Genomic DNA, 20765 nt, shown 5'->3' with positions numbered 1-20765 from the left:
TCTATAGCCGTTTCGCTTTTTTAGTCTCATATTGATCTATCATTTTCATAGTTTGATCGTAGACAGGATAGTCGACCATTTTCCCACCCACTTGAATTGATGCAATGCCTTGTTGTTGGGCGTCTTCGAAGGCTTCTTTGATTGTTTTTAGCTGTTGTGTATTCTTCGCTCGTTACTGAATAAACGCTATGAAGCTGTTCAATTTGATTCGGGTGAATTAATAGTTTCCCTCGAAAGCCGAGCGCTTTATGATACATGCTCTCTTTTCCAAATCCATCTGAATCTTTGAAATCAGTATAAACAGAGTCGATCGGTGACTCTAGTCCTGCGGCTCTCGATGCAAGGACGACTTGTGATCTGGCATGAAGTAATGAAGTCCCATCTTCTGTTTTCTGAATGCTCAAATCTAGACAATAGTCTTCCGCACCAAACGCTAATTGACGAATAGTTGGAGAAGCCTTTGCGATCTCCATCACATTCCACATACCTTCAGCGCTTTCAATGATTGGTACGATCTCATTACACCTCGACGTGAGTGCTTCAATCTTTTGAATATCAATTGCACTTGTCACCTTTGGAACCATTAACGAATAGCTGACAAGTTCTTCAACTGCTCGTAAATCGTCTTGCCAATACTCCGTTTCTAAATCGTTGATTCGTATAAACAGTTGTCGTGGCGATTGTTGTTGCAACGCGTGAATGAGCATCGCTCTAGCATCAGCTTTACGCTCTTTTGCCACCGCATCTTCTAAATCAAAAATTACTGCATCGGCGTCTGACTCAATGCCTTTTGTAATCAATTTCTCTGAACTCGCCGGAACGAACAACCAAGAAAGTGGTCGAATCATTGTTGTTTCAACACTTTATTTAAAAGTTCATGCTTTTCTTTTGGTGCGTAATCTTTCTTGTAAACCATCATTGTGCGAAGGAAATGGATGACAATTTTGCCGTCTTGATTATAGCCATACGTCTTAATCCGAACGATGCCAACGTTATCTCGAGACTTTGATTCTCGCTTCTCTAGTATTTCACTATAGGAATGAATCGTATCGCCTTCAAAAACCGGATTAGGAAGCTTCACCTCATCCCACCCTAAGTTCGCCATGACGTTTTGTGAGACGTCTGACACTGATTGACCTGTGACGAGCGCAATCGTAAATGCCGAATTGACTAACACTCGGTCGAAATCCGTTTGCTCTGCGTAAACCTTATCAAAGTGGATGGGATTTGTATTTTGTGTAAGTAATGTGAACCATTGATTATCTGTTTCTGTTACGGTTTTGCCTAGCGGATGAGGGTAAACATCTCCGATTTCAAAATCCTCATAGAACCTTCCATTCCACCCTTGCTTGATTTCATTAACTGTCACATTCAACACCCTTCCTATTTATTATTCACAAACGTTGCAGTAGTATAAAAATAACGAATGTTTATACATCATTGGAGTGAACGCTATGGATATGTCTCAACTAAAAAAACTTCATTATTACTGCTGAACAAGGCAGCATGACAAAAGCTGCTGATCTGCTTATGCTCTCACAACCTGCATTGAGCCGTTCGATCACATCACTAGAGACTGAATTAGGCGTTCCATTGTTCGACCGTAGAAACCGTAAAATTGTTCTTAACCGTTTCGGCAAAACGTTTCTTACCGAAGCGAAACAGATTCTTCAACGATGGGATCACACGCGAACGTCGATCTCAAACATGGTTGATCCTGAATCTGGGAGCGTATCGATTGCATTTGTCCACAGTTTGGGAATTGCGTACGTCCCTAAATTGTTAAAGACGGTAAAAGAACACGAACCGAAATTTTCTCTTTCCTTACAAGAAGTGAACGCCAATGCCATCATCAAGAGTTTGTTAACGAATGATATCGACTTTGGCTTTGCTACACAGTTCCAAACATTCGCCGAGCTAGAATACCAACAACTGTTCAAAGACAATCTCGTACTCGTCGTTTCCATTGATCATACGTTTGCCAAAAGAGATCAAGTCGTTACTCTTGATGAATTAACCAAGGAACCGCTCATTCAATACAGTCCCGGAACCGAGCTTAAGAAATTACTCGACGCAGCTTTCGCGGACAAAAACAAGTCGATGAACATCGCCTATGAAGGACTTGAAATTAACAGCATTATCGGAATGGTTAAAGCCAACTTAGGTGTAGCGTTTATGGCTGAGTCGATTGTCGATTCCTTATCGATGACCGGTCTTAAGAAAGTTGCTGTTGAGAACTTCAAAGTGGAACGCCCGATCTACTTCATCCACAAAAAAAACAAGGTTTTCTTTCCAATGCTGCGACTCACTTCAAGCAGATGGTGTTGGACTTCCACCACCTACCACCCCGTTAATACGAACGAGGCATTTTTAAGACATGTTGCCCGAGGTATGAAAGGATCATGTTGTTATTCACCGGGGCGACTTGATACATTCTCGTTTCACGGAACTTCCGCTCTACATCGTACTCATCAACAAAACCGTTGCCGCCGAATGTGTTAATACACGCATTTGCGGCTTCCCAGCTCGATTCACTAGCCAAATACTTCGCCATGTTCGCTTCTTCCCCGCACTTCTCGTTTTGGTCAAACTTCGTTGCGGCTCTGTCTCGAATCGCTTCTGCTGCCTTAACATTGGCATATGCCTTTGCAATTGGAAATTGAATGCCTTGATTAGAGCCAATTTTGCGATTGAATACTTCACGTTCGTTTGCATAGTTGGTCGCTTGATCGATAAAGAAATACCCGTCACCAATCGCTTCAGAGGCGAGCAATATTCGTTCTGCATTCATCCCATCTAGAACGTATTTAAAGCCTTTTCCTTCTTCACCGATTAGTGCCTTTTTCGGAATGTGCATATCTTTATACCAGATTTTATTCGTCGCATAATTGAACATCGCTCGCACCGGCTCAATAGCGAGTGAGTCTGGTTGGTTTGCACGTATTTCTCTAAGATCGATAAGAAATAGGCTAATGCCATCTGTTTTCTTTTCGACTTGTTCAAGTGGTGTTGTTCGTGCGAGTAGCATTAATAAATCTGACTGCTCGATTCGACTCGTCCAGTTCTTGTGTCCATTCACAACGTACCCATCGTTCGTCTTTACAGCTTCCGTTTCAATTGCCGATGTGTTTGAACCCGCTTGAGGCTCTGTAATTGAAAACGACTGAAAACGGATGTCACCTTTTGCAATACCTGGTAAGTATTCTTTTTTCTGCGCTTCACTTCCGTGCTTTAAAAGCGCCCCCATCGTGTACATCTGTGCGTGACAACCTGCCGCATGACCGCCGCTTCGATGAATTTCTTCAAGAACAACGTTAGCTTCTGTAATGCCATACCCTTTTCCACCGTATTCTTTTGGAATTAATACCGATAAATATCCTTTTTCCGTTAACGTGTTCACAAACTCATACGGATACTCACGGATTAGATCTAAATCTCTCCAATATTTATTTGGAAACTCACGAAGCAACGCACGAACTTCGCTTCGTAGTGTCTCAACATCTACCTCATCATGTTTGACTACCATGCGACACCCTCCTTTTGTTTCTTATATTGTAATCGCTTTAAATGTCAGAAAACAATCGCAACTGTGCATGGAATGCATAACAAAAACGCATCGATGCAAATTCTGAATCTAACTTATGCAAGATTGCGATTGTTCTTCATAAGAGGGATCGATAGACTATGACTAACTTAAAAGAAGGAGGCGTAGCGTATGCAACCACTAAAAGGCATTACTGTCGTATCAATCGAACAAGCAGTCGCCGCCCCATTTGCAAGCCGCCAACTAGCAGACCTAGGTGCTCGCGTCATAAAAATTGAACGTCCTGAAGGTGACTTTGCTCGAGGTTACGATGATACCGTGAATGGCATGTCGAGTTTTTTCACTTGGCTTAATCGTTCTAAAGAATCCGTCGTCCTTGATCTAAAGGATAAAGAAAATAAAGAACTACTAGATTCGATCTTGAGTCAAGCCGATGTTTTCCTACACAACTTAGCGCCTGGGGCAATCGACGACTCGGGTTTAGTAGTAAGCCACTTCGTGAACAGTATCCGAACTTAATTACTTGCAGCATTTCTGGATACGGGGAAACCGGTTCTTACACGAATAAAAAAAGCGTATGATTTGCTCATCCAATGTGAAACAGGCGCTGTTTCTGTTACCGGGACCGAAGACACCCCTTCGAAAACGGGCATTTCCATCGCTGATATCGCTGCTGGGATGTACGCTTTTAGCGGTATTCTTTCTGCTATTATTGCTAGAAGTCAAACGGGGAAAGGAACCCACTTAGAGATCTCAATGCTCGAAGCGCTCGGGGAATGGATGGGATTTCCGATGTACTACGAAGGGATAGGCGGTAAGAAGTTGAATCGTACCGGTGCAGCACACGCATCCATCTATCCATACGGTCCTTTTGAAACGTCTGATAAGACGATTTTCATTGGTGTACAGAACAATCGAGAATGGACAATGTTCTGTGAAAAAAATCCTTGAGGACAAGACGCTAGCGACCGATGTTCGCTTTGCGGATAATGCGCGCCGCCTCGCCAACAAAGAACGTTTAGGAGCAATCATCCAAGAGGAGTTGCAAAACCTTCTTTCAGCAGATGTGATCGAACGGCTCGATTCAGCTTCTATTGCCAATGCCAACCTTAACGATATGACTGCATTTCGAAATCATCCTCAATTAAAAGAACGTTCACGATGGACGAAAGTTGGCAGCCCCGTTGGTTTTGTTGACGCGCTACTTCCACCGATCAACAGTGAAGACTTTGATATTGTTATGCAACCAATCCCAGAGATCGGCGAGCATACCGAGCGTGTGAGAGAGGAATTCCAACAAAAACGAAGAGAACAATCGTTGTGATACTCCCCCTCTTACTTAGATGGGTGGAATGCCAGGAATGATGTAATTCGAAATCAAAAAAAAGCTGTTGAGAGTCAACAGCATGCTAATTAATCCTATGCAAATATGTAGCAAAAACGAGCAGGGCGACAGCCATTCCTGTCGTCCAGTTCAGAAACGGAACATGAAATAGTGTCGTATAAATAAGATTTAAGCCGATGATCACGACACTACAAAGAGCGAGAAATGGTACGACAAACCGTTCAAACTGAATGGACCTTCCGAATAATTGAATCATATGATTCCTCCTATTGATCAAACCAATCGTCTTCTTAAAAACTGACGTATGGATCGCATTCGCTCCATAACCCAAGTTGCTACTAAGCCAAGAAGAACAGGCAATAGCGAACGAGCCGCTTGCAACACCTCTTCATAGTTGCTTCCTAGGAGGAATGAATGACGAGTTACGTTCTGATCTATAATTGACAAACCCACATAACAAATCCCTGCAAATAGTAACAGTTGGAAAGGCATCACTTAAACTACTCCTCTCATCTAGTATACGTTCATTTCTAATTCACATCACCCAAATAGATAACCGCTTCACCTGTTTGTAAGACTTGGGCTACAAGTGCTTTTGGATATAACCGAATCGATGGTAGTTGGTCTTTATGAATCCACTCCATCCCGACCTGGTGTGAGTCTAGATTGCTTGGCTTCACTTCGTCGCCAATGATCGAGCACGCAAAATAAAACTCAATTTGATGCACATCCCCATCGAAAGACGCGAATTCATGATGTTTTCCAATGTACTCACGAAGATGAAGTAACTCTCGTACGTCACTTTCTTCCCGACTTCTTCTCTACATTCGCGGATGAGCGTTTGTTGGAGTGTTTCACCGTGCTCTTGACCGCCTCCTGGAAACAAATAGAAGTAACCGTCACGATCCTCGTTCTTCGTTAATAATACACAATTGTCGTCAATGATGATGGCTTTTGCTGAGTTGCGGATCTTCATGATTCTCTCCTTCTTGCACTTCAATAAATGATTAATACTGCTTTAACGCATCTGATTTCCCTTGAATTAGATCCGTAAATGCTTGATAAATGTTCGGAGGGTACTCGGCAATACGGTGAACAAGGTAAAGGTACCATTCACTTCCATAGGTAAGATAGATTCTTACAGCAGCTCCGTCTGCTTTTAGGCTTTCGCTTAATTCAGGGCGAATTCCATATAGAAATTCTGCCTCAATCCATTCATAGCTGAAATACTCTTTTTCTTGAATATGACTAAGAATGTCTTCATCATGCGAAGCGATCGATACAGCCTTTCTTTCTTTCACACACATTCGAACCAATTCCACATATCGTTCATTTAGCGCGTCAGAACGAGCAATATGGAGATCTTCAGGTTCTTCATATGCACCTTTTACAATTCGTACAGGTCCTTCAAACAGAAGTAATGTTTCTAGATCTGATTTCGAGCGATGCAAATGGGCTTGAATGGTCACACCGACGTTCGTGTAATCAAACGCAACATTTTTGTATACAGCTAGTATATCATCGGTTTTCGAAGATTCTTCCATACTAATCATAAGGTGAATGTCTTGTTGCTCAGCAGCTTGCGCTAATTCCCTCAAGTTCTCTTCTGCAAATTCAAGGTCAACGAGCAAACCGATATGAGACAAGTCAAAAGAAATTCTCGCTTCTAATTCGTTCTCGCGACATGCTGCAATGAGTGCTAAAAACTCTTCTTTCGCTCGTACACACGCTTCATATGATGTCGTATTTTCACCAATAAATTCGAGTGAAATTCGGTAGCCTTTACTTAATAGCTCTTCACCAACCATCAGCGCATCGTCTCTCGTTTCCCCAGCCACAAAGCGCTTTGCCGCTCGTTGAAACAACGAAAATAATGGATCTGAGTGCTGGATATATTCTTTTACTTCCAAATTTCTAGCTACTGATTTCATAGATTTTGCGAATTCTAATTCTACGACACTCATCTCTCTTTTCATGTAGCTTCCCACTCCTATTCACCTAGCTATTGGTAGTCTCATCGTTTTTTTTAACGGTTGCCTTTTCCCATATGTAGCCGTACGCCAGAGCCATTCCATCGGTCCGTAGTGGAAAGCCTTTAGCCAGTAGAAACTAAACAGCACTTGAATCGGAAATACAACGATGACAACAAGCAATCCTAATGATAGATTCAAAGACCCAAATAACCCGAATCCTATAAAGAACCCCATTCCAATAATTGATTGCAACAAATAATTGGTCAGAGCCGTTCTGCCGACAACCTGAAACGGCCTTAGAATCTTTTGCCAACGACTCGCTTGCAACAACCATAATAATGAAGAAAAGTAAAATAGTTGATGATTGGTTGCGCTAAACTGAAGCAAACCGATAAAGACTAATAGAGCATCCGTCTTATGTATAATTTGCGATACGAGCTCCCTTTTTTTTCTTGTATACGACTTAAAAATAATACGAACCAAGACCAACCATAGTCTCAAACAATGATAAAAATTTATTCTATATAAAAATATCAATGAACGGTGGAATTCTCTAATCATTGCCTTCGTTCACTGACATATCTGAAATGAACAAATGAGGAATCAGAACAAGCGAACTGTTCGTGATAAAAATTCCAAGTAGTGCGATGCCCCGAATGGCATTAATGGAATTCCAGCGATTTCCGGGTGCAAGCGGAGACAATCCTGAAGACGTTGCTATTTCGATTTCCTCCCTATCTCTCGATTTTATCAGTTAATTCTAACATTGATTGTTTTCAATCCTGGAAACTTAATAATTTTGTCGCAAAAAAACCTGTAAAACGGAATTTCTTCCTTATTTTACAGGCATCACTCTTGAACATTTTCCTCTAGAAACAAATAGAGCTGTTCATCGCTATGCGCTTTCGCTTCTTCATTGGCTTCTTCGGTGCCACCCATTGCCATTCCAGCAAGATACGGTGGCCCTCCCAATAGATGACCCGCATCTGCATAAATGATGGCTTCCGCACGATCACCGATCTCTGCTGCGATTTGCTCGGCCGCTTCATCCCCTTGCCACATGGCATCATCACGCGCTCCGAAAAGCAAGGCATTGCCCTTAAATAACGATGAATCGATTCGAGCTGCATCTGCATTTTCAGAGTTCTTAACGGCAGATTCATACGTCTTTCGGTATGCAACTGGGTTAGCAACGAGCATATTTACAATCATTCGCATCGTCGGTCCAAAATCCGCTTGATTAAAACTAATGTATGGCAACTCTTCTCCATCATACGTCCATGATGAACCGGAGCTTCGCTAAAGTCTAAGCCCATGTACGTATACTGGCTAGGCGTGTACAACACCAAATGGTTGATTTCTTCATAATAGTTCGTCAAATTAAGTCCGAGTTCCGCACCTTTTGAATAACCGATGACAGTAATCGGTTCATCTTCCAACTCTGAATACCTTAGAAAATCACCAAAGAATTCTAATGGCACTTTGTTTAAGGCTGTTGTCTGATTCGGTGCACCGAAGAAAAACAATGAATACGTTTCATACCCTTTTGATGCAAGATCTTCTGCTACTTCGAAATTACTACTCCCTTCAGACCCGCCGAATACGATAATCGGCTCTGCTGCAATTGGCTCATCCGGAATAAAGTGAAATCCATTCGCCATCCCACTTTCAAAATGCTCCACAATCCCGCCAGCAAATGAATCTGGATAGGCCTCATAATGATGATATTCAGGTTCTTCCTCATCACTCCAACCGTAACGCTCCGCATTGTAAAACCGCAATCCAAAAATCCCAACAACAATAATTGCAACAACAATACCGAGCGATAACAAAATTCGTAGAACGATTTTCATGCCAACACCCCCTCCTATGTACATTATGTGAAACGAACTTGCTTCATAACATTAGAGGAATCTTATCTCCATTTAAGAAGACACGTTCATATATAAATGATAGTGATTGGCACACCTTTCGTTGAACGGTGACTGGCAATGGATACACGCATCCGTTTTTAGATACTCATGAATCGTATGTTCTTTTTTGCACACACCACACAGTATGGCTCGTTGATCAAATTCTTCAGGCTCCCACGTTTTACGATCATGGCTTTCACAAGCATCATGACACTGATAACAAGGATAATATTTACCACAGCACTTAAATTTGATCGCAACAATGTCCTTAATTGTGTGATAGTGGGTGCATCTTGTTTGATCATCAATGGTGTGTCCATATACTTTGACCATCAGCTGTTCACATCCTTTCACGAGAATTCTTGTAAGGCAGGTAAAATCTCTTCAATTTCATTGAGTCTTCTTTGGTAATAAAAAGCACCAGCGATCAAAACCGTAAGTGTGAACGCTGCAGCAATGTAATTCAATACGTTTAGGATTTTTGAATGCTTTTTTACGATCAACAGCAGCGCCGAGATAACGCTTAAAACTATGAATGCAATTAAATGAAGACTCATAATCACATTTACGATAAATAAAACAAGCAACAAATGGGAAAGTACTAGTGCACTATTATGGTCGTACTTAGCAACGATCATATCACCATGAAACGGAGGGATGATCTCCATAATCGATTGTTCATTATCGATCTGAATGACGTATCCGCCAGGGTGAAGATTAAAAATCATACTAACCACGATCAATACACTGCAAAGTGAAGCTATCACTAAAACAGTCCACGCATATTTTTTCTTTCGCAACGTATCACGTCCTTTGACTCAAGCAAGAGAGCTACCTCATTTGTAGACATTCTCTTCTAACATACATACTCCTTTTCTATTCATTACGTTTCATTATTTAACGTTTTTAGTTGCTCTTCCAACACTTCATCTGTTCGACTTTGATTTCTTAAAAACAAATAAATGCCTACAATGATAAGAATTCCACCGCTTAATTCGACCGGTGTTAACATTTCTCCAAGAACAACAATTGCAAGTAACGATGCCCCAATCGGTTCTCCTAGCGTGCTCATGGAAACTGTTGTCGTACTCACATAATTAAGCAACATGTTGTAGATAATGTGTGCTCCTGTCGGGAAAATCGCAAGCAAAATGAAGATTAGCCAATCGTGAGTTGAGTATCCCGTTAAAGGCACACTACTAATCACGTTAAGAACAGCCATCGTTGCGCCGGCAATAAAGAAGACAATAAAGCTGTACACCCAATGATTAATTGATTTCACATTGCGCTGACCGATCAGCAAATAGAAGACGACCGAGAATACCGATAATAAGGATAGGAAGTTCCCTAACAACACTCCTTGCCCTAAGCCTACGTTCCCACCACCAACGATGACGACCCCTATAAACGCAATGCTCAATGTGAATACAGTGCTAAGTTTTATCTTTTCTTTGAAAAAGATTAGTCCCCCGATTAACGCGATCGCAGGTTGAAGCGCTAAGATGAGCGTTGAGCTTGCCACTGTCGTATGGTTCAATGATTCAAACCAAAGACCAAAGTGTGCAGACAAAAAGAATCCCGCGAAAAATAGCGCAAGCCATTCTTTTCTTGTTATCCTAAAGATAGATTGATGATGCTTGATTAAAAATGGCACTAAGATGAGACACCCTAAAAACATTCGATACATGACCATGATCGTTGACGGAGCATCTGACAACTTCACAAAAATAGCCGATAAAGAAATACAGACAATTGTAATGACGAGTAATCCATTAATTGTGCTCGCTCTCATAAAACCCACCTCCAGCGGGGACAGTCCCCCATCACGTTAATACGTTACTATGCCGGGGGACTGTCCCATGAGCTGGTAATTATAATTGATATATTACATATCAATCATTCTAAAGTAAACAGGTGATTTCATGAATCTGAACAATAAAAAAATCAATAAAATTTCCATGCGCGATCATGCATATCAGATTATTAAAGATGCCATCATCACAGGAGAGCTTGAACCACAAAGAAAACTTAAAGATGTAGAACTTTCAGATGAACTTGGAATTAGTCGGACACCTGTCCGAGAAGCCATGTTGAAGTTAGAAGACGAAGGGTTTATCGTCAGCAAACGAAATAGCTATACGATGGTTGCGCCAATTGATGTTGAAGAGGCAAAAGACGTGTATCACATCGTCATCGCGCTTGAAAGTCTCGCTCTTTCAGATGCCCTTCACGCGAGCCCTACAGAGATTGCTAAGTTAGAAGAGGTCAATGACAACTATAAACAGGCGATCAATGCCAACGACGCGAAACAATGTTTACATTATGATATCCAGTTTCACAGTGAACTCGTTAGCCTGTCCACTAACCAAGAGTTAATAAAGATGCTTGGCACGATTAAAGATAAAATCTTACGCATTGAATCCTCTTACTTTCACGAAGCTTCATCAAAAGACAAGTCGTTAAACCAACACTACGCTTTAATCGAAAGTATAAAAGAAAAAGATTTAGAACGTGCAAAACAGCTATTAGCAGACAATTGGATGAACAGTTTACAACACATTCTTGCACTGAATGAAAGCAAATAAAAAAAGTAATTCTTAATACAACAACCTGTTGGCATTAAGAATTACTTTTAGTTTGTTTGATCTACTAACAATACATATTAGCGATTATTTCTTTTTTTCATATAACTACGTCAACAAATTTGAAATGTTCATTAAACAAACTAATACTAGAAAACTAGAGACACTTTAAAACTGTTATGAACAAGTATTTTCTCTATATTTTTCACTCTTTGGTTCAACTCCCAAACACACCCATAATCCAAGGTGCAGAATACAGGATCATAAACATAACACCATAATTGACCCCATTTCGGTGCAATAGACCCGCCACAAGTCCAATCAACAATACGCCAAAAATATTAACCCAGCCTGCATCCATAAATGCAAGCATAAGTACAAGCCCCATAAATAAGCCTATCAGAGCTTCATGAGGAACAAGCTTGAATACGAACGTACAGATTTGGTTAGCAAATTTCATCGCTATATAATAAGTAAAAATCATTGCAATTGCTGCTCCAATACAGGTTGCAACAATAATTTCACTCATGGTTAATTGATGGTGTATATTATTATCTATATCAAAAACAGGTGGTGCATTAAAGAGAGCATTTCCAGGACCTATTGCGACTGGTGATAGTGGCAATCCTATCGCAATTAAAGGAATTAATATCCCTGACATATACGTCGCACTCGTCAGACTATCCATTGTAGAAATTGCTCGGGACGCTCGCTTTACTGGATCTTTGATTCTCCTAGAGAGCAATTCTCCGTAAAATACAGTCATTCCAACAGGAGAAAGAAAAAAACGTCAAAGACCCTAAAACAGAACCAAAAGAAGCAGAAATTGATTCCTTTTTCGTTAAGATTTTCAGTGGATTAGGGAATTTTTCTTTCGTTACGACCTTTTTGAATACAATTTCTTTATAGCCATATCTAGGCATAGAATTTCTTGTGTTCTGATTTAATAATTCAAAGATGCTAAAGATAATCGGTCCTATTGTTATTCCTAAAAAGAACGATATGAATACCGTTGTGTCTTGAGCCACAATTCCAGTAGCCCAGTATAATTCTCTTAACCCTTGAATTAAAAGGGCAAAAGGAACGATGACGATGAGTGAAAGTAGCTTATTCTTTGTTAATAGTGCCAAAAAGACTGCTCCACTAAAAAAGATAAGTCCTTCATAACTTACAATCGTATCGGCAAAGGGCATAATAAACATGGCTAGGCCGATACTAACTGGAATGGATACGATGGTTCCTATGACTGATCCAGATGCCATTTTTTTAATACTTAAATTTGATAACCCGTGCTGCTTTAAAACCATTGCTGGCTCTACCATTGGAGCTGCCATAACCCCTCCTGGAATACCAGCGACCGCTACCGGTATAGAATCAGTAAGTTTTTTTGCAGTAATGGCCGATATAAAAAAAGCTAAGATTGCATACGGTGATACACCCGCTAAGATTAAAGCTAGCGTGACAGGTGCTAACACCGCCGTTTCATCTGTACCTGGGGCCACACCAATAATTGTATAGAGAACGGCACCAAAAAGACCAGCAACAACCATTTGCATGATTATAATTGGATCCATACGAAATGACCTCTATTCTTCATCAATTTCTTCAAGATGACGTTTTGGCTTAATTACGATGCAAGCAATAATAAAACCTACAAATGCACTGCCTAGACCTATCGCTAAGGGCAATGGCGGTTCATTAGGTGCAAGCATGTAACCTCCCAGCGCAGGAACACTACATAAGAGGACAGCAATAACAAGGTCCTTAACTCGGACATGATCTTCCCATATTTCTACTAGGTTTTTGCGTTGACTACTCATGTGCTTTCTCTCCTCTTACCGTTTTCAAGTGGTGCTTAGCAACGTCCACTCTATATTTCTCATCTTTTAATAAAAGAGAAGCAATTTTTGGGATTTCATCCCCTTTCGCTCCTGCCATTAGAGCAATGTTCTTCGCATGTAACTTCATATGCCCCTTCTGAATACCTTCAGTAGCTAATGCCTTTAACGCCGTTAAATTTTGTGCTAAACCAACACTTGCAATGGCTTCTGATAGTTCTCTTGCAGAATTAATTTGCATGATTTCTAAGTTGGATTTTGCTTTAGGGTGAATTGCGGTTGCTCCACCTATGGTTCCAACAGCGATCGGTACCTCAATACTTCCTACCAAGTTACCGCTTGAGTTCTTTTCCCATTTCGTTAATGGTGAATAGTGCTGATTTTTACTGGCATATGCATGAGCCCTGCTTCAACAGCTCGAGTATCGTTTCCTGTCGCTAATACAATAGGAGTAATTCCATTCATAATTCCTTTGTTATGTGTTGCAGCGCGGTAAGGATCACGCTTTGCGATGTCACACGCTTGTACAATGCGATCAACAACGTCTGTACCTCCTAATTGCTCCTGTTGAACTTCACAATACACACGTACAATTCTACGATCTGCAAGGTTAGAAATAATCTTTAGTCGAGCTTCGCCACCCGTTATTTCTTCAATTCTTGGAGCGATTTTTTTCTGCCATCGTATTTGTAGCATTAGCACCCATCGCATCTAATGTATCGACATGCAAATGAACAACGAGTGAAGATGGATCTTCTTGAGAACGTACCGTAATGTCATATGCCCCTCCGCCTAGTTGTTTTAGTATTGGATCTTCCTGATTCGCTAGTCGGATTAGCTCATCCCGGTGATGCAAGATTTTCACTTTAGCTGCGTAAGGATCTTTCACATGAACGATATGTATTTGAGAGAACATATAGCTCCCATCAACTTGTGCATGGAATCCTCCTAATGTACGAGCCAATTTAGCACCATGACTGGCTGCAGCAATGACTGAAGATTCCTCAGTTGCCATAGGAATTACCCGCTCTATATCGTTAATGACAAAGTTCACAGCCACTCCAAGCGGTATTTCCATAACACCTATTGCATTTTCTACCAGTTGATCAGATAACTGGTCGTATTCGGAATTGTAATATAGAGACTTGGCTTCTTCATTCAACTGACTAAACGCAAAAACTGCTGCTTTACGATCCTCCATCGATTTTTCATGAAACTTTGTAAACTTGTGCTTCATGTTTAACACCCCTTCAGCTTTATCTTCCATTCTATGTAATTGCAAAAAGCGTTCCAAAATTGAGAACGCTTTCAAAGGGTTTTTTTTATATTTATGTGTTTCGTTTAGAAACACATTGAAAGTTTTTGTATGCAATGTACACAACTTCTACCGTATACATTCTGTTAAGTTATAGTGTTTTAGCTTATGATAAAAGCTCTTTCTACTCATATTTAGCAGTTTCATTGCTTTCGTTCGATTATTATTACTGAGTTGCAAAGCTTCAACAATAGCGGCTTTTTCAATTTCATTCGTTTTTAAATACAATTCAATATTTGTTAACGCCGTTTGATCATTTGTATGTGACGACGACTCAAGCATATAGTTTGGAAGATGAGACTTTGATATTCTCTCTCCATCGTTCGCCATAACAAATGCATATTCCAAAACATTGTGTAGTTCTCGTATATTGCCAGGCCAATCATAATTTATAAATAGTTGTTTAACCTCTGCAGAGAGCGTTAACTGTTTATGAGTACGCTCACTATAATCATTTATTAGATCGTTCGTTAAATCTAGTAAATCTACTTTCCGCTTTCGAAGTGGAGGTAGATGTATGGGGATCACATGCAATCGATAAAATAAGTCTTCACGAAATTGCTTGCTTTTGACCCGTTCTATTAAATCGACATTCGTAGCAGCTATAATTCTCACATTTACTGGAATTGATTTGTCGTCACCTATTCTCTGAATCTTTTGATCTTGTAACACACGTAATAACTTCGCTTGCAATGAGAGTGGCATATCTCCAACTTCATCAAGGAAAAGTGTGCCTTGGTTTGCTAATTCGAACTTCCCTTTACGACCTTGACGAACAGCACCAGTGAAAGCTCCTTCTACGTAACCAAAAAAACTCACTTTCAATTAACTGTTCAGGTATACTTGCACAGTTCACTTTAATCAATGGGTGTTGATGCCTCGGACTCAACTCATGCAAGAGATCTGCAGCAACTTCTTTTCCACTGCCGCTCTCACCTGTAATTAAGACCGATGCGTCTGATTGAGCCGCTCTTATTAATTTAAGATTCACCTCACGCTGCAAAGGCTCTTTTGAATCCATTTTCTGCAACAAAGAACTCGAAATTTGTTGCAGCTGACCACTTAAATAGTGTGCGTAATCTTTAAGTTGATACAGTTCATCTTCAATTGCCCTCGTTGCAGTAGCATCTCTAAATACAGACATTGCACCAATTTTGTCACCCTCATCATTATAGACCGGCATTAGATTTGCAATAATTCTTACATTCGTTTGCTTAAAATTAAACGCTACATTAATGAGTTTTTTCCCAGAGTGCAATACCTCTACGATCTTTGTATCCTTTTGGATGTCTTCTAGTTTCATATCAATGATATTCTTTTGTTTAATTCCCAATATCTCGTAATAAGACTGATTAGCATAAATAACCCTAGAGTGACAATCTATTATAATAACCCCATCGTGCATTTGATCCATAAAGGTTTTGTACACAGTGTAACCTCCTTGACAGCTTAGTAAGCTAAAAACCTAACTAAAGATGGTAATAAGTTTATCATAATGGCTACTCTCGTTCGCCTGAAACATTTATTGCTACGTGATTCAGAAAATACACCGAGTTCAATGCCCTGGCTTGACAACTCAAATCAGACACAGCAGTGCTTACTGCTGTGTCTGATTTGAATTAATTTCTAGAATCCCTATGCACTCTACACTACCCTTTGAATCAACTCCCTCAACTGTAAACACTTAGTTACTACGATTAACTGGTCACCTTATAAAACCAATTCACTGTTGCACAGGTTGAAAGCTCGTACGGATAAAGTCAGGAACCGTTGCTGACACAATTGTCACAGGATCAACGTACACATACACGATTTCTGCAGTCAAAATTGGCTCGACTTCGTCATCTTTTGTAATTACAAAGCTCACCGTCATACTTTTCGTTCCGATTCTTTCCATACGGCACCGAATCGTTAGCCAATCATTGTACCTCGCAGATTGATGGTAGTTTAGCGTAGACTTCACTAACATGTAATCAAATTGAGCTGCTTCTTTCTCTGTTAATCGTTCTGCGAAATACTCAGACACAGCAATATCAAGATACATTAAATAATGAGAATTGTAGACAACTTTTTGACCATCTACTTCTGAATAACGAACTTTCAATCGATGCGAAAATTCAAAATCATTCACTTGTTACCCCTCCTGCCATCCTAATCTACTTATCTTCAACGAAATTCGCTATATTCCTTTTTTTTCACATAAACATGATGAGCCTTACGCAACACGCTCTTCATGTTGCAAATCTTTCTGTTTGCGGATCATTAATACGAATAGACTTGCTAACAAACAAAAAAACACCCGCAAGGAAAAACGCATACGTATACGAATTAAATACGCTATAAATTAATCCTCCGCCGTAAGCCGCAGAAGCTGCACCCGCTTGATGAAAAGCAAAAATCCACCCATAGACAATTCCAGTCTGCTTCACCCCAAATCGTTCTCTCGTTAAATTAATGGTTGGTGGAACGGTCGCAATCCAATCTAGCCCATAAAAGATTGTAAAAAGAGCAATAAGTACAACGTTACCTTCCATCAATGCGAAAGGAAGAATGGCTAATGACACCCCGCGCAAGCTGTAATACCAAAACAATAGCCAACGGTTATCAAAACGATCAGATAACCACCCTGATAATGTCGTACCGATTAAATTAAATACACCCATAAACGAGAGGATCGACGTCGCCGTCACTAAAGGAATCCCAAAACTAAGACAATATGAAATAAAGTGTGTCCCAATTAACCCATTCGTAGAAAACCCACATATGAAGAAACTTAACGACAATAGCCAAAACACTCTCGATTTAACTGCTAGCCTTAACCCTCGAAATGCATCTGAGATGACTGGTTTCTTAACCGTATCCTTCTCATTATCTACATAGTTTGCTGCTCCATAAGGGCGGAGCCCGACATCTTCTGGTTTGTTTTTCATAAATAAAAGGATGAGCAACAACATGACACTACAAATCCCAATCATCAAGCCCATCGCGATCCGCCATGAGTAATTGCTAATGAGTACAGCGAGCAATGGCAACAAGATTAATTGGCCGGTAGCAGTGCTTGCCGTTAAGATCCCAACAACAAGCCCTCTTCGCTTCTCAAACCAATAATTTGCGACAAAGGGACTAATGACGGTTAGGAAAAGACTCGCCCCTAACCCAATAATCACACCCCAAATGATAATTAAGTGCCAAGGCTCTGTCATAACGAGCGTAAGTAGACTCCCTGTTAACAACGTCAGCATAGACATGATCATCATTCGCCTTAAACCGACACTTTCCAATAACGCTGCAATAAAAGGACCTGCAATTCCATATAAAAATAAGCTAACCCCAAACGCCAAGGCAATGGCGGAGCGATCCCAACCAAAGTCACGTTGGAACGGTGTCATCAACACACCCGATGACGCAATCGTGACACCCGCTGCAATAATTGAAAAGAACGTGATGGCGAGTATCACCCATCCGTAATGAAGGTTTCTCATACGATACAAATCCGTTCACCATCTTTGAGCAACAGAACCGAAGTTTTCATCATGCACCCCTCCTGTTTCAATCATAACCGCCTCTTAATCATTCGTTAAATTAAAGTTTATGATGGATATCATCATTTTTTCTGATACTATGAAACGTAAAGAGGTGAGCAAATGGATATCAAGCATTTAGTAACCTTTCTAAAAGTCATAGAAACCGGGAGTTTTACTCGAGCAGCAGAACTGTTAGGATACACACAATCGAGTGTCACAGCACACATTCAAACGATCGAAGAACATTTAAACGCCCCACTCTTTGATCGATTGGGTCGTAAAATCCATTTGACCGATGCCGGAAAAGAAGCACTCCCTCATATTAAAAATGTGCTTGAACACTACAAGCGCCTTGAAAGTATAGGAAGTGACGAAACCACCATTAAAGGTGAATTAAAAATTACAGCTACAGAATCCATTACCTTATATCGCCTCGAACCCATTCTTAGTGCCTTCAAGGAACAACATCCAGATGTGAAACTAACGCTAAGCAATGCAACATGTAGCATGAATAAATCTGCCGTTCTAGACGGCGATACCGATTTTGCTTTCGTTTTACTACCTCTCGTTGAAGAAGCCGACCTCGTCGCGCACACCTTAACAAAAGAAGAGATTGTCGTTGTCGGTAACCAACGTATTCAAGATCACGTGCTACAACCTAACGAATCGCTTCAAGAAAGTATTCTGTTAAATGAATACGCCTGCAGCTACCGAAGTATTTTTGAACAATCGTTAAAAGAAAAGAACATCACCGCTGTTCAATCTATGGAATTGTGGAGTGTGGAAGCACTTAAACGTTGTGCAGTGAGTGGCTTAGGCATCACTTGTTTACCAAGAATGACAGTTGAAACCGAGCTTGAAACTGGTACATTAAAAAGGATTCCCTTCCATATGGAACCTACATTGTATTCGCAATTAATCTATAGAAAAGATAAATGGCTCTCCCCCGCGATCAAAGCATTTATCGATATTGTGTTAGAGCAACCATACGTTCAACAAAAAGAAATAAGCATCGATTGAGTTTATCAATCAATGCTTATTTCTTTGTTTCTACAACGTGATGAACGTCGCAACTGCGGAACCTGCAGCAACGATCACAAGCAACGTCAACACAATCGGTTTACCAATTGAGAACTTGTTATAGACATAGACACTTGGACAAATAAGAATAAGAACTGCTAAAGCAAACCCTATACCTTCAACCATATAGTGAGTGTCATACTGATTGCTATGAATTAGAAAATACAACCCTGCTCCGATGAGGAGAAGCAAGCCGTAAGAATAAACAACCATTGTATTCATTTTTGCTTCTTGATTCATGTAATCATCCTTTATTTATTCTCTTTAATTTATTGTACAACGTTGCAACAGAGATTTCTAATTTTTGAGCTGCTTGTTGTTTACCAGAATAGGAGTCTTCAAACTGATCCAACACTTGTTTAATATACTGTTGTTCTGAACTCTGAACGTAATTAGCTAAAGATAAGTCGCTGTAAATTTGAGAAGAGGGGATAATAGATTGCCTTTGTGTACGAACAGCTTCAGGTAGATGGCTTACTTCTAACTCGTGAGTTGTCATCATACTTAGTGCATAATATAACGCATTCTTCAATTCTCGAACATTTCCAGGCCAAGCATTAGAAGCGAGTGCCGTCATTGCCTCTCTGGATACAACTACTTTACGATCATTAATTGTATAGTTTTTAGATATATGTTCAACTAGCTCAGGCAAATCTTCCTTACGATCTCTTAATGCAGGAACTTTTAAATGTATTACACATAGCCGGTAATATAGATCTTCTCGAAACAGTCCTTTTTGCACACGCTCATATAAATTCTGATTAGTCGCAGCAATAATTCTTACATCAACTTCTTTTTCTTTTACTCCTCCTACCTTACGAATCTTTCCTTCTTGTAGCACTCGAAGTAACTTCACTTGTAGATCTATAGGCATTTCCCCAACTTCATCAAGAAATAAAGTTCCTTCATGCGCAGCCTGAAATAATCCTGACTTCCCCATTTTATTTGCATGAGTAAATGCCCCTGTTTCGTAACCAAATAGTTCACTTTCCATTAACTCTTTAGGAAAAGCCGCACAATTCACTGGTATAAACACTCGATTTGCGCGCTCACTCGCTTGATGAATCGCTTGTGCAAACATTTCTTTTCCTGAACCACTTTCACCAGTTAGTAATACTGGGAATATAACATTTGCCGCTTTTTTTTAGCGATTTCAATTGTCTCTTTTAATCCCCCTCGATTACCAATGATATTTTCGAACGTATAGTTGCTACGGTAGTTCGAATGAAGCACTTCTTCGAGGTGTTGTATACGTTTTTGTTGAACATTAAGTTGATCTAATAATTCAACAACTTCGTCCTTACCTTTACATACAGACACGGCTCCAATAACTTTTCCGTTTTCAAAGATTGGTGCCATATCTACGACATACTCTCTCCCTTGTAATTTTCGATACACCCCTGTACGTTTTTTTCCGTCAATTAGTGTTTGTACAAGCTGTGCATTAGGTCTAACAGCACTAAGTGGTCGACCTAGAATCTCTTCTCGCTCAACCCCAGTTATCAGAGTATATTCAGTATTTATTTTAACGACAATTCCTTCTTCATTAATAACAAGAACGCCATCTTGAATTGATTCAATTATGTGGTCTTCTAGCAACGGTATGCCTCCTCGATTTTAGGATAGTGTATCAGCAATTATCACTCCCCAC

The 20765-nt window shown here is 40.2% G+C and carries 26 protein-coding genes and 5 pseudogenes; 6 read left to right on the top strand and 25 right to left on the bottom strand.

Annotation, left to right across the window (positions count from 1 at the left end; all coding sequences use genetic code 11):
- Window positions 1–26 precede the first annotated feature (26 nt).
- Together JCM19055_RS08205 and JCM19055_RS08200 are read right to left on the bottom strand one after the other, a co-directional pair.
- The gene (locus JCM19055_RS08205; protein ID WP_042359392.1) at window positions 27–848 is read right to left on the bottom strand and encodes a CoA ester lyase; all 822 of its coding nucleotides are present in this window, start codon (window positions 846–848) and stop codon (window positions 27–29) included.
- Window positions 845–1369, bottom strand: a complete 525-nt coding sequence (locus JCM19055_RS08200; RefSeq protein ID WP_042359391.1) for a MaoC family dehydratase — start codon at window positions 1367–1369, stop codon at window positions 845–847. Before JCM19055_RS08200 ends, JCM19055_RS08205 begins: the two co-directional genes overlap by 4 nt.
- Before the next feature lie 113 nt (window positions 1370–1482).
- Here JCM19055_RS08200 and JCM19055_RS25300 point away from each other — a divergent pair.
- A pseudogene (locus tag JCM19055_RS25300) lies at window positions 1483–2271 on the top strand (LysR family transcriptional regulator); the annotation flags it as partial.
- Window positions 2272–2350: 79 nt separating this feature from the next.
- On the opposite strand, the gene JCM19055_RS28980 reads toward JCM19055_RS25300, so the two are convergent.
- Window positions 2351–3526, bottom strand: a complete 1176-nt coding sequence (locus JCM19055_RS28980; RefSeq protein ID WP_042359390.1) for an acyl-CoA dehydrogenase family protein — start codon at window positions 3524–3526, stop codon at window positions 2351–2353.
- Between the two features lie 189 nt (window positions 3527–3715).
- Between JCM19055_RS28980 and JCM19055_RS31520 the strand changes: the two are divergent.
- From JCM19055_RS31520 to JCM19055_RS28975, 3 genes and pseudogenes are all read left to right on the top strand, one after another.
- Window positions 3716–4125 (top strand): annotated as a pseudogene (locus tag JCM19055_RS31520) (CoA transferase).
- A 1-nt stretch (window position 4126) separates the two neighbouring features.
- A complete protein-coding gene (locus tag JCM19055_RS31515) occupies window positions 4127–4495 on the top strand; it encodes a CoA transferase (RefSeq protein WP_370543050.1) in 369 nt (122 codons plus the stop codon).
- Window positions 4479–4868 (top strand): CoA transferase, encoded by a 390-nt coding sequence (locus JCM19055_RS28975; RefSeq protein WP_265181948.1) that lies wholly within the window; start codon window positions 4479–4481, stop codon window positions 4866–4868. The genes JCM19055_RS31515 and JCM19055_RS28975 overlap by 17 nt, the downstream gene beginning before the upstream one ends.
- An 85-nt stretch (window positions 4869–4953) precedes the next feature.
- Here JCM19055_RS28975 and JCM19055_RS08185 read toward each other — a convergent pair whose 3' ends face one another.
- The 10 genes and pseudogenes from JCM19055_RS08185 to JCM19055_RS08145 form a co-directional block, all read right to left on the bottom strand.
- On the bottom strand, window positions 4954–5145 hold the full coding sequence (locus JCM19055_RS08185; protein ID WP_042359389.1) for a hypothetical protein: 192 nt from the start codon (window positions 5143–5145) through the stop codon (window positions 4954–4956).
- A 17-nt stretch (window positions 5146–5162) separates the two neighbouring features.
- On the bottom strand, window positions 5163–5381 hold the full coding sequence (locus JCM19055_RS08180; protein WP_265181947.1) for a hypothetical protein: 219 nt from the start codon (window positions 5379–5381) through the stop codon (window positions 5163–5165).
- 38 nt (window positions 5382–5419) lie between these two features.
- Window positions 5420–5865 (bottom strand): annotated as a pseudogene (locus JCM19055_RS08175) (NUDIX domain-containing protein).
- Between the two features lie 31 nt (window positions 5866–5896).
- Complete coding sequence (locus JCM19055_RS08170; RefSeq protein WP_265181946.1) at window positions 5897–6865, bottom strand: proline dehydrogenase family protein; 969 nt, start codon at window positions 6863–6865, stop codon at window positions 5897–5899.
- Window positions 6866–6883: 18 nt separating this feature from the next.
- Window positions 6884–7351 (bottom strand): DUF418 domain-containing protein, encoded by a 468-nt coding sequence (locus JCM19055_RS08165; protein WP_042359387.1) that lies wholly within the window; start codon window positions 7349–7351, stop codon window positions 6884–6886.
- Window positions 7352–7711: 360 nt separating this feature from the next.
- Window positions 7712–8074 carry an acyl-CoA thioester hydrolase/BAAT C-terminal domain-containing protein gene (locus JCM19055_RS08160; protein ID WP_265181945.1) on the bottom strand — a complete coding sequence of 121 codons (363 nt, stop codon included), beginning with the start codon at window positions 8072–8074 and terminating at the stop codon, window positions 7712–7714.
- The gene (locus tag JCM19055_RS08155; protein WP_042359385.1) at window positions 8071–8715 is read right to left on the bottom strand and encodes an acyl-CoA thioester hydrolase/BAAT C-terminal domain-containing protein; all 645 of its coding nucleotides are present in this window, start codon (window positions 8713–8715) and stop codon (window positions 8071–8073) included. Before JCM19055_RS08155 ends, JCM19055_RS08160 begins: the two co-directional genes overlap by 4 nt.
- 72 nt (window positions 8716–8787) lie before the next feature.
- The gene (locus tag JCM19055_RS25295; protein ID WP_081833544.1) at window positions 8788–9108 is read right to left on the bottom strand and encodes a CHY zinc finger protein; all 321 of its coding nucleotides are present in this window, start codon (window positions 9106–9108) and stop codon (window positions 8788–8790) included.
- Window positions 9109–9125: 17 nt separating this feature from the next.
- A complete protein-coding gene (locus tag JCM19055_RS08150; RefSeq protein ID WP_152549809.1) occupies window positions 9126–9512 on the bottom strand; it encodes a hypothetical protein in 387 nt (128 codons plus the stop codon).
- Window positions 9513–9658: 146 nt separating this feature from the next.
- Window positions 9659–10567 (bottom strand): DMT family transporter, encoded by a 909-nt coding sequence (locus JCM19055_RS08145; RefSeq protein ID WP_042359383.1) that lies wholly within the window; start codon window positions 10565–10567, stop codon window positions 9659–9661.
- 166 nt (window positions 10568–10733) lie between these two features.
- On the opposite strand from JCM19055_RS08145, the gene JCM19055_RS08140 reads away from it, so the two are divergent.
- Complete coding sequence (locus JCM19055_RS08140; protein ID WP_265181944.1) at window positions 10734–11360, top strand: GntR family transcriptional regulator; 627 nt, start codon at window positions 10734–10736, stop codon at window positions 11358–11360.
- 214 nt (window positions 11361–11574) lie between these two features.
- Here JCM19055_RS08140 and JCM19055_RS31510 read toward each other — a convergent pair whose 3' ends face one another.
- From JCM19055_RS31510 to JCM19055_RS08110, 9 genes and pseudogenes are all read right to left on the bottom strand, one after another.
- Window positions 11575–12045, bottom strand: coding sequence for a hypothetical protein (locus tag JCM19055_RS31510; protein WP_370543049.1), 471 nt, complete (start codon window positions 12043–12045; stop codon window positions 11575–11577).
- 46 nt (window positions 12046–12091) lie between these two features.
- Window positions 12092–12931, bottom strand: a complete 840-nt coding sequence (locus JCM19055_RS31505) for a tripartite tricarboxylate transporter permease (RefSeq protein WP_370543048.1) — start codon at window positions 12929–12931, stop codon at window positions 12092–12094.
- Between the two features lie 12 nt (window positions 12932–12943).
- Window positions 12944–13177, bottom strand: a complete 234-nt coding sequence (locus tag JCM19055_RS08130) for a hypothetical protein (RefSeq protein ID WP_042359381.1) — start codon at window positions 13175–13177, stop codon at window positions 12944–12946.
- Window positions 13170–13891, bottom strand: a pseudogene (locus JCM19055_RS28970) (hypothetical protein). Before JCM19055_RS28970 ends, JCM19055_RS08130 begins: the two are co-directional and overlap by 8 nt.
- Window positions 13848–14432: a hypothetical protein gene (locus tag JCM19055_RS28965; protein ID WP_265181943.1), complete on the bottom strand. Its 585-nt coding sequence runs from the start codon at window positions 14430–14432 to the stop codon at window positions 13848–13850. The pseudogene JCM19055_RS28970 and the gene JCM19055_RS28965 overlap by 44 nt, the downstream one beginning before the upstream one ends.
- A gap of 147 nt (window positions 14433–14579) precedes the next feature.
- Window positions 14580–15329: a sigma-54-dependent Fis family transcriptional regulator gene (locus JCM19055_RS23280; RefSeq protein ID WP_052366096.1), complete on the bottom strand. Its 750-nt coding sequence runs from the start codon at window positions 15327–15329 to the stop codon at window positions 14580–14582.
- Window positions 15271–15939 (bottom strand): sigma 54-interacting transcriptional regulator, encoded by a 669-nt coding sequence (locus tag JCM19055_RS23275; protein ID WP_052366095.1) that lies wholly within the window; start codon window positions 15937–15939, stop codon window positions 15271–15273. Before JCM19055_RS23275 ends, JCM19055_RS23280 begins: the two co-directional genes overlap by 59 nt.
- A 294-nt stretch (window positions 15940–16233) precedes the next feature.
- Entirely contained in the window at window positions 16234–16641 is a 408-nt protein-coding gene (locus JCM19055_RS08115; RefSeq protein WP_042359380.1) for a thioesterase family protein, read from the bottom strand.
- Window positions 16642–16725: 84 nt separating this feature from the next.
- Window positions 16726–17992 (bottom strand): annotated as a pseudogene (locus JCM19055_RS08110) (MFS transporter).
- A gap of 162 nt (window positions 17993–18154) precedes the next feature.
- On the opposite strand from JCM19055_RS08110, the gene JCM19055_RS08105 reads away from it, so the two are divergent.
- The gene (locus JCM19055_RS08105; RefSeq protein WP_042359379.1) at window positions 18155–19054 is read left to right on the top strand and encodes a LysR family transcriptional regulator; all 900 of its coding nucleotides are present in this window, start codon (window positions 18155–18157) and stop codon (window positions 19052–19054) included.
- A gap of 30 nt (window positions 19055–19084) precedes the next feature.
- Here the strand turns inward: JCM19055_RS08105 and JCM19055_RS08100 are convergent, their stop codons facing one another.
- From JCM19055_RS08100 to JCM19055_RS28955, 3 genes are read right to left on the bottom strand one after another with little or no spacing between them, the layout of a single operon-like run.
- On the bottom strand, window positions 19085–19354 hold the full coding sequence (locus tag JCM19055_RS08100) for a hypothetical protein (RefSeq protein ID WP_042359378.1): 270 nt from the start codon (window positions 19352–19354) through the stop codon (window positions 19085–19087).
- Window positions 19355–19358: 4 nt separating this feature from the next.
- On the bottom strand, window positions 19359–20240 hold the full coding sequence (locus JCM19055_RS28960) for a sigma-54-dependent Fis family transcriptional regulator (protein ID WP_305047336.1): 882 nt from the start codon (window positions 20238–20240) through the stop codon (window positions 19359–19361).
- Window positions 20222–20713, bottom strand: coding sequence for a PAS domain-containing protein (locus JCM19055_RS28955; protein ID WP_265181941.1), 492 nt, complete (start codon window positions 20711–20713; stop codon window positions 20222–20224). Before JCM19055_RS28955 ends, JCM19055_RS28960 begins: the two co-directional genes overlap by 19 nt.
- Between the last annotated feature and the right edge of the window lie 52 nt (window positions 20714–20765).

It is taken from the genome of Geomicrobium sp. JCM 19055 (genome assembly GCF_000698185.1).
In the GTDB taxonomy this organism is placed as follows: domain Bacteria; phylum Bacillota; class Bacilli; order Bacillales; family Marinococcaceae; genus Geomicrobium_A; species Geomicrobium_A sediminis.
The sequence above is the reverse complement of the archived record's forward strand: the minus strand, read 5'-3'. Positions and strand labels throughout refer to the sequence as shown.

Bases quoted from the DNA above. Each gene is read 5' to 3' on its own strand.
- JCM19055_RS08155 (WP_042359385.1), bottom strand. From the start codon at position 8,715: ATGAAAATCGTTCTACGAATTTTGTTATCGCTCGGTATTGTTGTTGCA.
- JCM19055_RS08170 (WP_265181946.1), bottom strand. From the start codon at position 6,865: ATGAAAAGAGAGATGAGTGTCGTAGAATTAGAATTCGCAAAATCTATG.
- JCM19055_RS08160 (WP_265181945.1), bottom strand. From the start codon at position 8,074: ATGATTGTAAATATGCTCGTTGCTAACCCAGTTGCATACCGAAAGACG.
- JCM19055_RS08140 (WP_265181944.1), top strand. From the start codon at position 10,734: ATGCGCGATCATGCATATCAGATTATTAAAGATGCCATCATCACAGGA.
- JCM19055_RS08180 (WP_265181947.1), bottom strand. From the start codon at position 5,381: ATGCCTTTCCAACTGTTACTATTTGCAGGGATTTGTTATGTGGGTTTG.
- JCM19055_RS08185 (WP_042359389.1), bottom strand. From the start codon at position 5,145: ATGATTCAATTATTCGGAAGGTCCATTCAGTTTGAACGGTTTGTCGTA.
- JCM19055_RS31505 (WP_370543048.1), bottom strand. From the start codon at position 12,931: ATGGATCCAATTATAATCATGCAAATGGTTGTTGCTGGTCTTTTTGGT.
- JCM19055_RS25295 (WP_081833544.1), bottom strand. From the start codon at position 9,108: ATGGTCAAAGTATATGGACACACCATTGATGATCAAACAAGATGCACC.
- JCM19055_RS08130 (WP_042359381.1), bottom strand. From the start codon at position 13,177: ATGAGTAGTCAACGCAAAAACCTAGTAGAAATATGGGAAGATCATGTC.
- JCM19055_RS28980 (WP_042359390.1), bottom strand. From the start codon at position 3,526: ATGGTAGTCAAACATGATGAGGTAGATGTTGAGACACTACGAAGCGAA.
- JCM19055_RS31510 (WP_370543049.1), bottom strand. From the start codon at position 12,045: ATGGATAGTCTGACGAGTGCGACGTATATGTCAGGGATATTAATTCCT.
- JCM19055_RS08105 (WP_042359379.1), top strand. From the start codon at position 18,155: ATGGATATCAAGCATTTAGTAACCTTTCTAAAAGTCATAGAAACCGGG.
- JCM19055_RS08205 (WP_042359392.1), bottom strand. From the start codon at position 848: ATGATTCGACCACTTTCTTGGTTGTTCGTTCCGGCGAGTTCAGAGAAA.
- JCM19055_RS08100 (WP_042359378.1), bottom strand. From the start codon at position 19,354: ATGAATCAAGAAGCAAAAATGAATACAATGGTTGTTTATTCTTACGGC.
- JCM19055_RS28965 (WP_265181943.1), bottom strand. From the start codon at position 14,432: ATGAAGCACAAGTTTACAAAGTTTCATGAAAAATCGATGGAGGATCGT.
- JCM19055_RS08145 (WP_042359383.1), bottom strand. From the start codon at position 10,567: ATGAGAGCGAGCACAATTAATGGATTACTCGTCATTACAATTGTCTGT.